We start from the raw sequence: 12,986 nt of genomic DNA, 5'->3' as shown, positions 1-12,986 counted from the left end.
TCAACCCTCTCCCGATGGTGGGCTCCCCCTCGTCGAAGAGGTGGAAGGCGTCATCGACGCAAGGCGATCGCGGACCTCGTCCGGCGTCAGGCAGGAGATCAAGAACCGCTTTTGACGGCTCGTCGGGCCGGACAGAAGGACAACCGCGGACGGTTTGCAACCAAGCACCTCGGCCAGCAAGGTCGCCAGGGCAGCATTCGCCTTCCCCTTATCCGGAGGGGCGGAGACGGCGAGGCGGAGGGCGCCGTTGCGCTCGCCGAGGACGGCGGGACGCTTCGCGCCGGGCTGGGCGACGACGGGGATGACGGTGCCATCGGCGTGGGGCGTCAGGGCGATCACGGCGCGTCGAGCCCCTCGAACAGGGCCGAGCCGACGCGGACGAGGGTGGCCCCTTCCTCGATGCCGGCCTCGAAGTCGCCGGACATGCCCATCGAAAGCTCGGGGAGGTCGAGGCCGGTGCGCGAGCGCATCTGGTCGCGCAGCTCGCGGAGCAGGGCGAAGGTGGGCCGGGCTTCCTCGTTGGTCGTGTCGTAGCCGGCCATCGTCATCAGGCCGACGATCGGCACGCGGGCGCACGAGGCGATGGCCTCGGCCTCGGCCAGCATCGCCTCGGGGGCCCAGCCGTGCTTGGCCTCCTCGGCCGAGCAATTGGCCTGGAGTAGGACGGCGGGGGGAGACTCCAGGTCGTCGATCAGGCGGAGCAGCCTGAGCGAGTCGACGCTGTGGATCAGGTGGACCATCGCCGCGGTCCGCTTCGCCTTGTTCGTCTGCAGGTGGCCGATCAGGTGCCAGCGGACGGGCCGATCGGCCAGCGCCTCGACCTTCTTCCAGAGCTCCTGCGGGAAGTTCTCGCCCAGGTCGAGCTGCCCGCAGGCGATGAGCGGCAGGATCCGCTCGGGCGGGTTCTTCTTCGTCACCGCGACCAGCCGGACGGCGTCGGGGGCGCGGCCCGATCGGCGGGCGGCCTCGGCGATCCGACCGCGAATGCGGTCCAGGTTCTCTCGAATGCGGTCCTCCATCATGCTCCCAGTGTACCGAGGGGATGTCGCCCGACAAAGCGGTCAATCCGATCGGGCCGCCCCGCCGGAATCGGCCGCCGAATCCAGTGGCAGGACTGCTCGCGAAGCGTGCACTCCAGGACGCGCGACAGCAACACACCCGACCGGCGGAGGGATCGAGGGCTGCCCCCGGTCGAATTTTTTCCCGATCGCAAGTGGTTGAGCCGCCGAGCTTAGCGCATCACGGAGCGGGGAAGCCCAATGCGACGGCGGGGCACGCGCGCCGCTTTGGCACTCGGCTTGCTTTCTCTGTTCCGGCATCAAAGGCACGAGCCAACGCGAGACGCATCGGGCTCGGAAGACCTTCTCATTGACAAGAAATCACCCCACCCCTTGGCGACGGCCGGCTTCGACCGGTCAACCGCCAAAGGGCGAGCGGGTTGCCTCGCACGACCCCCCCGCTCGCCCTGTCTTACACCGATGCTCCCCCGGACGCGGGAAAATGCCCGGGGAGCGTCACCAATCTGAGCTGGTCGGGGTCTCCCTCCTTGAGCTATGGGAGAGGTGGTTCGAGGAGGCGAACCCCGGCCGGCTTATTCAAAACGGCCCGATTGATCGGACTTCGGTCCTTTCGATCGGGCCGTTTTTGATTTCGTGGGATGATCCGGAATGGCTCGAAAGAGTTGCCGTTGTCGAGTCAGTTGTGCGGACCGATCTCCTTACGGCGTCGAGGGATCGGTCCGCACAGCGGACCCTACGAAAGAACACGGTTCCAGGTGAATCGGGATGATTCGCCCACGCCTCGACCGCCCCGCCCAATTCCCGGCCGGATTAACCGGAGGCCAGGTCGATCAGCCGGACGCCGTCCTTGAGCGATTCGACCGTCACCGCTTCGGTGGCGGGAAAGAGGCAGTAGGCCGGGTACGGGCCGGTGCCGTCGATGATGAGCTGGCGGTGATTGGCCACCCGGAAGCTGTCGTCGCAGGGCTGGTGCCCGGTGATGAAGCAGTCGGCGTCGACCAGCTCGGCGAAGCGGTCGGCCGTCTCGGGGCGGTCGTCGCGTCCCCAGGTCATCGCGTACACGGCCCCGCCGCGCTGCAACGATGAGGGGGTCCAGACGCCCGTGTGCAAGGGGTCGAGGTCGAGGTCGTCGAGCATCTTGCCGTCGGGCAGGGTGTGGCAGAGCATCACCCGGTTCGGGCATCGGACGGCCAGCGGGAGGGAGCGGAAGAGGTCGTGATACGCCTCGATGATGGTGTCGGCCATCGATCCGTAGGCGGTCTCGACCCCGGCCCGGAACAGGGCATTGAGCGCCACGCCGTTCTTGGCGATCGGCCGGTTGGTCAGCTCCGAGAGTTCGTGATTGCCGAGGATCAGGTGCACGCGATCGGGGAACTGGCACTTCAACGCCGCGACCAGGTCGACCAGTTGATGCGACCGGTCCCCCCCCTCGTCCGGGTAGAAGCTGTCGCCGTGGACGAGTTCTTGCAGGACCAGATGACGCCTCGGATGCGTCTTCAGGTCCGCGACGGCCAGGACCTTGCGGAAGGCGACCAGGTTGCCGTGCAGGTCGCCGACGACCATCACGTCATCGACCGATTCGGACGGGATCGCCACCACGCTGCCGACCCTGCCGGGAGTGGCCCGCGAGAGCATCGCCGCGCGGCGAATCAAGGGGAGGACGCGTTGCGGGTCGGGCATCAGATCGACTCGGTCGTGCCGGTGGGAGGTGAGGGTTCGGTGCGACGGGGAAGGTCCGTCGAGGGCCTGGCCCGTCTCGGCCGGAGGTCGCGCCTGTCCTGTGATCGAGGTTCTGCGGGCTGGCTGGCGTCAGCTGGTCCCAGGTATTGGGGCCACGTCGTGTCCCGCTGGGGTCGACACGATTCCAGGCGCCCCACGCCGGGTGAGGGGGCTGCGACTCGAACGCCACGCCCCGAGTCCTTGCCGAGGACCCCTCACCCCGGCCCTCTCCCCGCGAGCGGGGAGAGGGAGGCAGATTTAACCCTCGCCCCTGCGTTGCGGGGGAGAGGGTGGCCGGGGAGGCCGGGTGAGGGGGGCAGTGGAGCGATCGAAACGCGACGAACAGGCGAAACGGTCTAGCTATTATACTCCAGCGCCTCTTCCCAGTGCTCGTAGAGGGCCTTGATCGACTCGGCCAGGTCGTCGTAACGCTCCTGGGCCCTGCGGGCGCGGTCGGCGTCCTTCCAGGTCTCGGAGAGGCCGAGCGCGTGTTCGAGTTCGCCCATCTCGGCCTCGACCTCGGCGATCTCGCGCTCGATGTCGGCGGCCTTGCGGTAGGGGTACTTTTTCTTTTTCTTCCCCTTGGCAGGGGCATTGGCGGACTGAGTAGCCGGAGAGGAGCCCCCTCCTTTCGGTGAGCCGTTGCGGTCGTCGGCCGCACGCTGTTTGGCGGCGAGGGCCTCGGCCTCCTGGTCGAGCATTCGGCGGTAGACCTCGTAATCCCCCTCGACCACCCGGGCTCGACCGCCATCGACCACGATGAGCCGGTCGGCCACCTGATTGAGGAAATAGCGGTCGTGGCTGACGACGAGGACGGTCCCCTCGAACTCCCGGATCGTCCGCTCGAGCGCGTCGCACGACCAGATGTCGAGGTGGTTGGTCGGCTCGTCCATCACCAGCAGATTGGCCCCCGTGGCGGCCAGGCGGGCCAGGGCGGCCTTCCCTTTCTCGCCCCCGGAGAGCTTGCCGACCGTCTGCAAGGCCAGGTCGCCCGAGAGGCCGAACTTGCCGAGCAGGTCGCGGACGTCCTGCATCACCCACGAGGGGTCATCATCGGGCCAGACGGCGCGGAGGACGGGCGTGTCGGCCGGCAGGGATTCGAGCCCCTGGTCGTAGTAGCCGACCGTCACCTTGTGGCCGAGCTTCACCTCCCCCTCGTCCGGCTTGACCCGGCCGATGAGCGTCTTGATGAGCGTCGACTTGCCCGCGCCGTTCGGCCCCATGATGCCGATGCACTGGCCGCGCTGGACCTGGAGGTTCAATCGGCCGAACAGGGGCTTGTCGTACGACTTGCCGAGGTCCTTGGCCTCGATGACCACGTCTCCGGAACGCACCACCTCGTCGAAGCCCATCGGCGGGCCGGAGATGTTCCGCATCAGCTCGATGTCCTCGGACATGACCCGCTCGAGCTTCTTCGCCTTGTCCTTGGCCTGGGTGGCCCGGGTGCCGGCGGAGAACTTGTCGATGAACTTCTGGAGGTGGGCCGCCTGTTCGGCCTGCTTCTCGGCGCGACGTTCGAGGATCTTGGCCCGCTCCTCGCGGAGCTTCCAGTACTGCGAGTAATTGCCGGGGTAGGCGTCGACCCTCCCCTGGAACAGTTCCCAGATCTTGGTGACGGTCGCGTCGAGGAAGTAGCGGTCGTGACTGACGATGACCATGCCGGTCGGCTGCCTCGACAGATACGCTTCGAGCCACGAGACGGTGGCCACGTCGAGGTGGTTCGTCGGCTCGTCGAGGAGCATCAAATCCGGGCTCTCCAGCAAGAGCCGGGCGAGCATCAGGCGCGACTGTTGCCCGCCGGAGAAGGTGCCGGCGGGGCGGTGGAACTCCTCCGTCTTGAAGCCGAGGCCGGTGATGATCTCCTCGACCCGGTGCTCGATGGCGTAGGCGTCCTGGTGTTCGAGCTGGTCTTGCAGATCGGCGAAGCGCCGGGAGGCGCGCTCGCGGTCGGCGTCGTCGTCGGCCTCGGCCAGCTCCCGGGCGGCTTCTTCGAGTTCGTCCTGCAATTCGAGCAGGGAGGCGAGCCCGGAGCGGGCGACCTCGAAAAGCGTTTTGCTCGGATCGAAGTCGGGCTGCTGGCGGAGCAGGCTGACGCGGACCCCCTGTCGGAGGTGGAGGCGGCCCATGTCGGGCTGGTCGAGGCCCGCGAGCAGGCGCATGAGGGTCGTCTTGCCCGCGCCGTTCGGCCCGACCAGGCCGATCCGTTCGCCGGCCCGGATTTCGAACGCGAGGTCGGTAAAGAGCGGGTCGCCGGTGTACTGGCGGCCCAGGCCGGAGGCGGAAGCGAGGATCATGGAAGGTCCGGGGGGGCAGGAGCGTTTGGGTTCGGTTCGGCAGCAGGCTTGGGGACGATCGCGGCGGCCCAGGTGGCGTCTTCGGGGCCGAGGGGAGGCTCAGGTCGGCCGTCGTAGATGTAGTAATGGTATCCGGCCGCGTCATAAATGCGATGCAGGATTCGCTGGAGGTCGAGCCGGGCGTCGGGATCGGGGGGCCGCACGGGGACCGGGATCTCCGGCAACGACGCCCGCAAGCCGATGGGCCAGAACTCGGCGATCGGCCTCCGCTCGGCCCGGCTGACCATCACCGCATAGGCACTCGGCGGGCGGTCCTCGGGGGGCATGGGCTTGCCGCCTCGGAGCAGGTCGATCTCGACCAGGTGGACATTGCCCGCGAGCAGTTGCGCCCGCTTCGCCAGGTATTGTTCCCGGTCCCTGCCCGGTCGCTTGTTCGACGGGCTGAGCAGCTCGATCACCGTGACGAGCGCCCGGCTGCGTCGGTCGCGGATCTCGACGAACGCCAATCGCTCGACATCCACCTCCGGCAAGGCGAGCGTGAGCGGTGCCTCGATCACCCCAACCCCTTTTCGAAGGCCCCCGGCCCCTGGACCGTTCCCCAAGCCGACCGAAATGTCCGCCCGCCCTGCGAATCGCCGAGGCTCGCCGGGCAGATCGTGGACGTAAATGTGCTCATCGATCTTCACGATGTAATCCGGGACGAGCTGCGCCCCCAGTTCCTCGGCCACCGCGGGCAGGAACCGCTCGTGGAAGTCGTGCCAGGCGTCCTCCTGCTCCAGGAACGGGTTCATGCCGGGGAAGGGGGAGGGCATTGCCGCCTCCGAAGCCGCCCGGGGAGGGCGGGGGCCGTCGGACATCGCGAGGAAGACTCAGGTCTGCGATTCTAGCAGATCGACGCGATCCGGACGACGGCGGTTGCGGGCACCCCACGCGTCGGGGATCACTCCGTCTCCAGCTCGGCGAGCCGGGTTTGGAGTTCGAGGCGATAGAGGTTGAACTCGAGGATTGTCATCGTGGAGATGCTGGAGGCGGCTCCCCGAGACAGGGCCTCGAAGGTCGAGAGCAGCGCCCGGGTGTGGGCAAGCTCGCTGCGAAGCACCGCGATCCGCTCCTCGTCGGACTCGGCCAGGTTGAGGCGAGCCTCGACGTGACGGCGGGACCACTCCAGGAACGGGCCGGTCCGCTCCTTCAACCATGAGGCTCCCGCCCCGCGGGGCGGTTCGAGGAACCGCTGGAGTTCCGTCTGAAGGACTCGACTCGCCAACTCGAAACGCAATCGAGCCAGTTCCCTGGGATCCGGAGGCGCCCCGACGTCTTCGAGAGGAGGCATGTGTTCCCTTCGTCCTCGACCAAGCACGTTGTAGAGTTGCTCGGCACCTGAGGCGTCCGGATCTTCGGTGATGCCTTCTTCCTGCTGAGCGGGTTTCGCGGGGTCGGCCCCAGGGACCTCATCGGGGAATCGCGGATCCGGCGGGGCCGAGGGCCGCGACGGCTCCCGCTCCTGGCCCCGGGCGACGTCGAGGACCGCGACCGCCGACGCAGTGAGGACGACCCCCGCGAGGAATGTCACGAACGGGAGCCATCGGGGCGTTTGCGGTTCGCGAGGCATCGTGGCACTCCTCGGCTTCCACATGGGGAAAAAAGGCCGTCAGGTCGCATCATCGCCCAGCGTCCGCTTGGTCCGCAACATGTGATGATAATGCTGGGCGAAGCGGTGCGACTCATCCCGGACGTATTGCAGGAGGCGGAGCGCGAACGACCGGCGGGAGAGGACGATCGGGTCGGGCCGGCCGGGGACGTAGATTTCTTCCTCCTGCTTGGCGAGGGAGATGAGCGTGGGGACCTCGACACCCAGCGCCTTGAAGGCGTCGAGCGCGGCATTGAGCTGCCCCTTGCCGCCGTCGATCAGGAAAATATCGGGGAAAGGTTCGTCCCGTTCCTGCAACCCCTGGATGCGGCGGGAGACGACCTCACGGATCGAGGCGTAGTCATCGACCCCCTTGACGCTCTTGATCTTGTAGCGGCGGTAGCCGGGCTTGAAGGGCAGGCCGTCGATGAAGGTGACGAGCGAGCCGACCGTCTCGGTGCCGCCGAGGTGGGCGATGTCGACGCCGTGGATCGTCCGGGGGGTGCTCGGCAGGTTCAGGACCTTCTGCAATCCGCGGAGCCCCTTCTTCGGATCCTGATAGAAGACCTCGGGCTGGGCGTGGTCTTCGAGGTTGCCGCGGAGGTTGAGGTTCTGCAGGGCCTTCAGCTCATCGCGCAGTCGGGCGGCCTTCTCGAACTGGAGGGCTTTACTCGCCTCCTTCATCTCGTCTTCCATCTCGCGGAGGACGACGTCCTTCTTCCCTTCGAGGAAGAGGCGGAGACGGCGGATGTCCTTCTTATACGTCTCCTTGTCGATCCGGAGGTTGCACGGGGCGGTGCACTGGTTGATCGAGTGCAGGAGACAGGGGCGGAACCATCGCCAGCGGGGGTCGTCTTCATCGATGTCGAGCGAGCAGGTGCGGAACTTGAAGATGCGTTGCAAGACCTGGATGGCCCCCCGGAGCCCCTTGGCGCGGGGGAAGGGGCCGTAGAGCTTCACGCCGCGGTCGCGGGGCTCCCGGGTGAAGTTGACGCGGGGGAAGTCCTCGCCGGTGGTAATCTGAAGATACGGGAAGCTCTTGTCGTCCTTCAGGTCGGCGTTGTGCCTCGGCTGGATGTCCTTGATGAGCCGGGCTTCCATCAAAAGGGCGTCGACCTCGCTGTCGGCGTCGAGGTGGTCGAGATCCACCACCTCGCCGATCCAGTCGCGGATCCGGGGGTCGGCCTCGGCCCCCTTGACGAAGTACGAGCCGACCCGGCTGCGCAGGTTCTTGGCCTTGCCGATGTAGACGACGCGTCCCTGCGCGTCCTTCATCAAATAGACGCCGGGCGTCTTCGGCAGGGCGCGGATCCTGGCGCGGAGCGGCGTCGGGGCCTCCCGGGCGTTGGCCGCCTCGGGGGTTGACGCATTCGGGTCGGTCGTCGGCGAGGGGTCGGGCATGGCAGGGTCGCTCCGCGACGGCCCCCCTTCGCGTTCCTGAACTGGGGCGGCGACGAGAGGGCAGGGGGGTGATTCTCTTTATTCTTCGGCGCGAGGCAACTGCCGGAGCGCCAGCCAGAGGCCGAACCCGGCCCAGGCGACCCCGATCGCCCGGGTCTGGTTCGGATGCCGGGCGCACCAATCGACCACCTCGCGGTAGACCGGCGGCCCCCCCTCGCCAGAGTTCGGCGTGGCGTCGGGGTTCGAGCAGGGCCACCACCCCGTCGCCGATCACCATCGTCGCCCACATCTGGGCCAGTCGTCGAGCAAGCATCGGCGGGCATCCTCCTTCGATTTGCGTCTCTTGGGGGAAGCCACCCGCACCCGCCCGCCGGCCGTCACGTCCGGCCCCGTGGGATCAGGCCGTCTCCTCCGGCACCTTCGAGGCGATGTAGCGGTGGATGTCCTCGGCCATCCGTTCCAGCCGCTGCGCCGTCTCGGCCTTGGCGGCGTCGAGGCCGGCGCCGTCGGTCAGGTGCGAGGTCTCCGTCCGGGCGAACAGGTAGAACTTAATCTTCGGCTCGGTCCCGGACGGTCGGGCGGCAAATCGGGTGCCGGGGGCGTCGAGCGTGAAGATCAGGAGGTCGCCCGACGGCTCGGGCAGGGGGGTGGGCGGGGCGCTCGACCCGGGCCTGCGCGACTCGTGACGCCCGTAGTCGTCCACCTGAGTCACCGCCAGGCCGCCGATCTGCTGCGGCGGGTCCTCGCGGAGCGCGGCCATGAGGGACCGGATCTTTTCGAGTCCCGTGCGGCCTTCGTAGACCTTGTTGATCAGGGCCTCGCCGTAGTGCCCGTGCTTGCGGTACAGCTCGTCCAGGTAGTCGAGCACCGTCCGGCCGCGATCCTTCAGGCTCGCGACCAGCTCGGCGAAGAGCAGGGCGGCCACGGCGGCGTCCTTGTCGCGGACGTGCGTGCCGCGGAGGTAGCCGTGCGACTCCTCGAAGCCGAACAGGAAGTTGCCCGGCCCGGCGCGGTCGATCCGCTGGCCGATCCATTTGAAGCCGACGAGCAGGTCGTCTTCCATTCCGATCCCGGCCGACTCGGCGATCGAGCGGGTCATCGGCGTGCTGACGAGCGTGGTCACCATGTAGTGATCGGGCCGGAGGCCCCCGGCCTTCTGGCACTGCTCGACGACGAAGGCCGCCAGCAAGGCGCCGATCTGGTTGCCGGTCAGGGTCGTCCACGCCCCGGCCGACGACGGGCCGACCGGCAAGGCCACGCCGATCCGGTCGGCGTCCGGGTCGCTGGCGATGACCAGGTCGGCCCCGGTGCGTCGGGCCTCCTCGATCGCCGGTTCGAGCGTCCGGGGGACCTCGGGATTGGCCACGTGCCCAGGGACGTTCGAGAAGTCGGGATCGGGTTGGCGCTGCGATTCCAGGACGTTGACCTTCGCGAACCCGGCCGCCCGGAGCGCCTCGCCGCAGGCCGACTCGCCGACGCCGTGCATCGGCGTGTAAACGATCGAGGCGTTCCTCGCGTCGGAGACCGACTGGGCGACCACGGCGGCGATGAAGGCCCGATCGACCTCCTCGCCGACGAGCCGAATCGTCCCTTCCTGAATCCCTTGCTCCATCGCGACTTCCGGGATCTCACGCTCGGAGACGGCCTCGACGCAGGCGATGATCCCCGAGTCGTCGGGGGGGATCACCTGGCCCCCGGTGCCCGCGTAGCACTTGAAGCCGTTGTCCGAGGGCGGGTTGTGCGAGGCGGTGATCATGATCCCGCCGTCGCAGCCGAGATGCCGGACGGCGAAGGAGAGCAGGGGTGTCGATCGCGGCTCGGGGAAGAGGTAGACCGTGAACCCGGCCCCGGCCAGCACCCGGGCGCAGCACTCGGCGAACTCCTTCGAGTTCCGCCGCGCGTCCCGGGCGATCACGCACGACCGCTCCGCGTCGGACCCCTTGCGCGAGGTGACGTAATCGGCCAGCCCGCGGGCACTCTCGGCGATCGTCCGCTCGTTCAGGACATTGGTGCCGATCGGGTACATCCGGCCCCGGCGCCCGCCGGTCCCAAATTCGAGGACGGCGAAGAAGGCGTTGTCGAGTTCCTGCCAGCGTCCCTGCTCGATGTCGGCCCGGAGCCGGTCGCGGTGGGGGGCGAACGGCGACTCGGTCAGCCAGCGGCGGATGTTCCTCGCCGCCGACTCGGAGAGATTGCCCTCGGCCGTCGCCCGGGCGACGCGAGCCACGGAGTCGTCGTTAGCCGTCGTAGACATAAGACCCTTTCCCTCGATGCGAAGCGAACCCGTTGCAAACACCTTCGTGCTCAATCATCACGCCGGCCCGATGGTCTCGACCCAAGGGCAAAGGGCGCGAGTCTTGGGGCAGCCGCCCGCCCACAGGCTATCCGCGCGGCTCGATCCCCTTCAAGACCGCGGCGGGGGTCGGCCCGGGCCCGGGGCAGAGGCCCGGCACAACCCGCACGACCCGCAACGCTTCGCAAGTCGTCTGGCGTAACTCCAATCTTTAGCAAAACTTGCGTTTGGAGATCCTGCCCCTGCGCTTGTAAAAAGGCGGCGACGGACCGTGAAAACGGCGAGTGCGCCCCGCGGGCGGCCGGGGCCCGGGGCCAGGATTCTCAACAATCGCATCCCCCGGCGGTTTCTTGAGTTGCGAAACGGGCACCATGATCCTAGCCCGTCCCGAAAGATTTCTGGCACACCCCTTGCGATTGCTCTTGACATCGGGCAACGGCGACTTTCAGCCGCCAATGCCGCTCAAGACGGACGGACGAATCGCCAATAAGATTCCTATTCCATGCCGTGTCCCTATGGCAGGGAACAACGGCTCGAACAAGACAGGGAGGTCTTGATGGCTCGCCCCACGACGCGACGATCGCCTCGGTTGGAGACCCTGGAAGCCCGCAAGCTCCTCTCTGCCGACGTCACCGGCGAACAGCAGCTGATGCTGGAGCTGATCAACGAGGCGCTCGTCAATCCCGAGTCGGCCGCCGAGCGCGTGGAGCAGGGGCTCACCCGGGGGGCCATCACCGCCATCACCCGAGACGGCGACTCGGTCGAGGCCGTCATCTCCGACATCGCCTCGTCCGACTCCCGGCCGCCGGTCGCCTGGGACGCCTCGCTGGCCGACGCCGCCAAGCAGCACACCGACTACCAGATCCGTCTCGGCGGCCAGACTCACGACGGCCCCAGGGGGCTCGAGACCGCCACCGACCGCGTGATCGCCACCGGATACGGCCGGCCCGACGACGTCGCCGAGAACATCATCTACGGCGTCGACTCCTCCGAGCACGCCATGAGGGCCTTCTTGGCCGATTACGGCCCCGGCAACGCCCACAACCCGCACCGCGAGAACATCCTGCAGACGAACTCCGGCAAGGAGAGCCACCAGGACGTCGGCGTGGCCATCGTCCCGGTCGAGGTCGCGGTCGATCGCTCCACCCCGTTCGGCTCGCCCGCGTCCTCGACCGAGACGAAGCTGGTCGTCACCCAGGTGTTCGCCCGCAAGGATGAGGCCGCCCCGAAGATCCTCGGCGTGGTCTTCGACGACGCGAACAAGGACGAGTTCTACGACCTCGGCGAGGGGGTCTCCAACGCCCAGGTCACCATCACCAACACCGGCACCGGCCAGTCGTCCGACGTCACGACCTGGTCCTCGGGAGGCTACCAGGCCGAGGTCGCCCCCGGCCTGCATCAGGTCGAGGTCCGCGTCAACAACCGCGTGGTCGGCCGCCGCGAGGTGGTCGTCGGCCGCGAGAACACCAAGGTCGATTTCCGGGTCAACGACGCCCCCCGGACCGCGTTGCAGGTGCCCGCGACCAGCTCCCCTCGGCCGTCCTCGACCGCCGGCGTCCGCTCCTCCAGGGCGTCCGTGACGTTCACCCCGGCGTCGATCCCGGCCCCGATCTCGACTCCGGCCCCCGTCTCGACCCCGACCCCGACACCCACGCCGGCACCGGCACCGGTACCGGTGGCAAGCCCCAGCACGCCCGCGAGCCCGACCCCGACGCGGTCGCGGATTCGGACCCCCGAGCAAGCTCCCGCCGCGCCCCCGACCGCCTCGCCCGCGACCCTCGACCCGACGACCGTCCCCTCGAACGTGATCTCCGCCTCCCGCGTCGAGGCCCGGCCGGTCGCCGTCCGAGAGGCCCGATCGGTGGCCACTCCCGCCCGGTCGGCCGCCGCCTCGACGCCCACCCCGGAATCGACCGAGACCTCCTCGGCGCTCTCGCTGCTCAAGTCGAGCCTCAGCAGCATCCGCTCCTGGCGAATCGCCGAAGGCTCCTCGATGGCCGACCTGGCCTCGGCCTCGTCCAGCCGCTAAACAATCAACGGGACGCGTCCCGCGTCCGCCCAAATCTCGGTGAGCAGCGGCCCCGGCCCCGGACATGGACGTTCGAGACCGGGGCCGCTCCACGTCCTGATTCCTCATCCCTCCGGCGGGGACATCATGCCGAGGTCACACCAGCCCGAAGCGAGCATAAGGTCCATTATCAGACACAACCGCGGCGAGTGCTCGGGACGGAGGGCCGCCCGGGTGGGCGCACGTCCGTCCCGAGGAAGAGGCGAGCGTCGCGAGCCTCGGCGGAGGCTCAGGCTCGGCGGAGGCTCAGGATCGCAGGATGTCGTGCGAGAGCCGATCAACGCGGCCCTGCTCGTCGACCCAGCTCAGGTCTTCGAACCGTCGCGGGGCCTTCGAGAGGTCCTCGTCGATCAGGGCCAGTTCGAGCAGCGAGGACAGCGAGCTCGACGAGGACGAGACCTCCTCGATCCGGACGGCGTCGGCGACGACCAGGCCGTCGGCCAGGTTGCTCAGCCGGACCTGCAAGACGCCCGAGGAGACCGTCACCTCGCCAAGCCGGTCCCAGCTCGCCCCCAGGGCGGTGACGTCGCCGGGCTCGCGTCGCTGGTCGACCCGGACGGTCTCA

At 68.3% G+C, this 12,986-nt stretch carries 10 protein-coding genes; 1 reads left to right on the top strand and 9 read right to left on the bottom strand.

The genetic code is table 11. The features are described from left to right. The 8 genes from AB1L88_RS20440 to AB1L88_RS20405 all read right to left on the bottom strand — a co-directional run bounded on the left by AB1L88_RS20440 (position 1) and on the right by AB1L88_RS20405 (position 10,314). A complete protein-coding gene (locus AB1L88_RS20440; RefSeq protein ID WP_367098546.1) occupies positions 1-339 on the bottom strand; it encodes a DUF167 domain-containing protein in 339 nt (112 codons plus the stop codon). Beyond that, positions 336-1,022, bottom strand: a complete 687-nt coding sequence (locus tag AB1L88_RS20435) for a YggS family pyridoxal phosphate-dependent enzyme (protein WP_367098545.1) — start codon at positions 1,020-1,022, stop codon at positions 336-338. The genes AB1L88_RS20440 and AB1L88_RS20435 overlap by 4 nt, the downstream gene beginning before the upstream one ends. A gap of 807 nt (positions 1,023-1,829) precedes the next feature. Then, entirely contained in the window at positions 1,830-2,699 is an 870-nt protein-coding gene (locus AB1L88_RS20430) for a metallophosphoesterase (RefSeq protein WP_367098544.1), read from the bottom strand. 395 nt (positions 2,700-3,094) lie between these two features. Then, positions 3,095-5,032 (bottom strand): ABC-F family ATP-binding cassette domain-containing protein, encoded by a 1,938-nt coding sequence (locus tag AB1L88_RS20425; protein ID WP_367098543.1) that lies wholly within the window; start codon positions 5,030-5,032, stop codon positions 3,095-3,097. Then, positions 5,029-5,844, bottom strand: a complete 816-nt coding sequence (locus tag AB1L88_RS20420) for a DUF4058 family protein (RefSeq protein WP_367098542.1) — start codon at positions 5,842-5,844, stop codon at positions 5,029-5,031. Before AB1L88_RS20420 ends, AB1L88_RS20425 begins: the two co-directional genes overlap by 4 nt. A 128-nt stretch (positions 5,845-5,972) precedes the next feature. Then, entirely contained in the window at positions 5,973-6,641 is a 669-nt protein-coding gene (locus AB1L88_RS20415; RefSeq protein WP_367098541.1) for a hypothetical protein, read from the bottom strand. Positions 6,642-6,680: 39 nt separating this feature from the next. Then, positions 6,681-8,060 carry an excinuclease ABC subunit UvrC gene (locus AB1L88_RS20410; RefSeq protein WP_367098540.1) on the bottom strand — a complete coding sequence of 460 codons (1,380 nt, stop codon included), beginning with the start codon at positions 8,058-8,060 and terminating at the stop codon, positions 6,681-6,683. 397 nt (positions 8,061-8,457) lie between these two features. Continuing rightward, positions 8,458-10,314 (bottom strand): phospho-sugar mutase, encoded by a 1,857-nt coding sequence (locus tag AB1L88_RS20405; protein WP_367098539.1) that lies wholly within the window; start codon positions 10,312-10,314, stop codon positions 8,458-8,460. Between the two features lie 595 nt (positions 10,315-10,909). On the opposite strand from AB1L88_RS20405, the gene AB1L88_RS20400 reads away from it, so the two are divergent. After that, positions 10,910-12,382 (top strand): CAP domain-containing protein, encoded by a 1,473-nt coding sequence (locus AB1L88_RS20400; RefSeq protein WP_367098538.1) that lies wholly within the window; start codon positions 10,910-10,912, stop codon positions 12,380-12,382. A gap of 285 nt (positions 12,383-12,667) precedes the next feature. Here AB1L88_RS20400 and AB1L88_RS20395 read toward each other — a convergent pair. Continuing rightward, the coding region (locus tag AB1L88_RS20395; RefSeq protein ID WP_367098537.1) for a hypothetical protein at positions 12,668-12,986 on the bottom strand (319 nt) is incomplete at its 5' end.

The organism is Tautonia sp. JC769, from assembly GCF_040717455.1.
In the GTDB taxonomy this organism is placed as follows: domain Bacteria; phylum Planctomycetota; class Planctomycetia; order Isosphaerales; family Isosphaeraceae; genus Tautonia.
This window is presented reverse-complemented; position numbering and strand designations above follow the sequence as displayed.

What these genes read in the sequence shown, in the direction of transcription:
- AB1L88_RS20435 (WP_367098545.1), bottom strand. Translation starts at nt 1,022, where the DNA reads ATGATGGAGGACCGCATTCGAGAGAACCTGGACCGCATTCGCGGTCGG.
- AB1L88_RS20415 (WP_367098541.1), bottom strand. Translation starts at nt 6,641, where the DNA reads ATGCCTCGCGAACCGCAAACGCCCCGATGGCTCCCGTTCGTGACATTC.
- AB1L88_RS20420 (WP_367098542.1), bottom strand. Translation starts at nt 5,844, where the DNA reads ATGCCCTCCCCCTTCCCCGGCATGAACCCGTTCCTGGAGCAGGAGGAC.
- AB1L88_RS20425 (WP_367098543.1), bottom strand. Translation starts at nt 5,032, where the DNA reads ATGATCCTCGCTTCCGCCTCCGGCCTGGGCCGCCAGTACACCGGCGAC.
- AB1L88_RS20400 (WP_367098538.1), top strand. Translation starts at nt 10,910, where the DNA reads ATGGCTCGCCCCACGACGCGACGATCGCCTCGGTTGGAGACCCTGGAA.
- AB1L88_RS20410 (WP_367098540.1), bottom strand. Translation starts at nt 8,060, where the DNA reads ATGCCCGACCCCTCGCCGACGACCGACCCGAATGCGTCAACCCCCGAG.
- AB1L88_RS20405 (WP_367098539.1), bottom strand. Translation starts at nt 10,314, where the DNA reads ATGTCTACGACGGCTAACGACGACTCCGTGGCTCGCGTCGCCCGGGCG.
- AB1L88_RS20430 (WP_367098544.1), bottom strand. Translation starts at nt 2,699, where the DNA reads ATGCCCGACCCGCAACGCGTCCTCCCCTTGATTCGCCGCGCGGCGATG.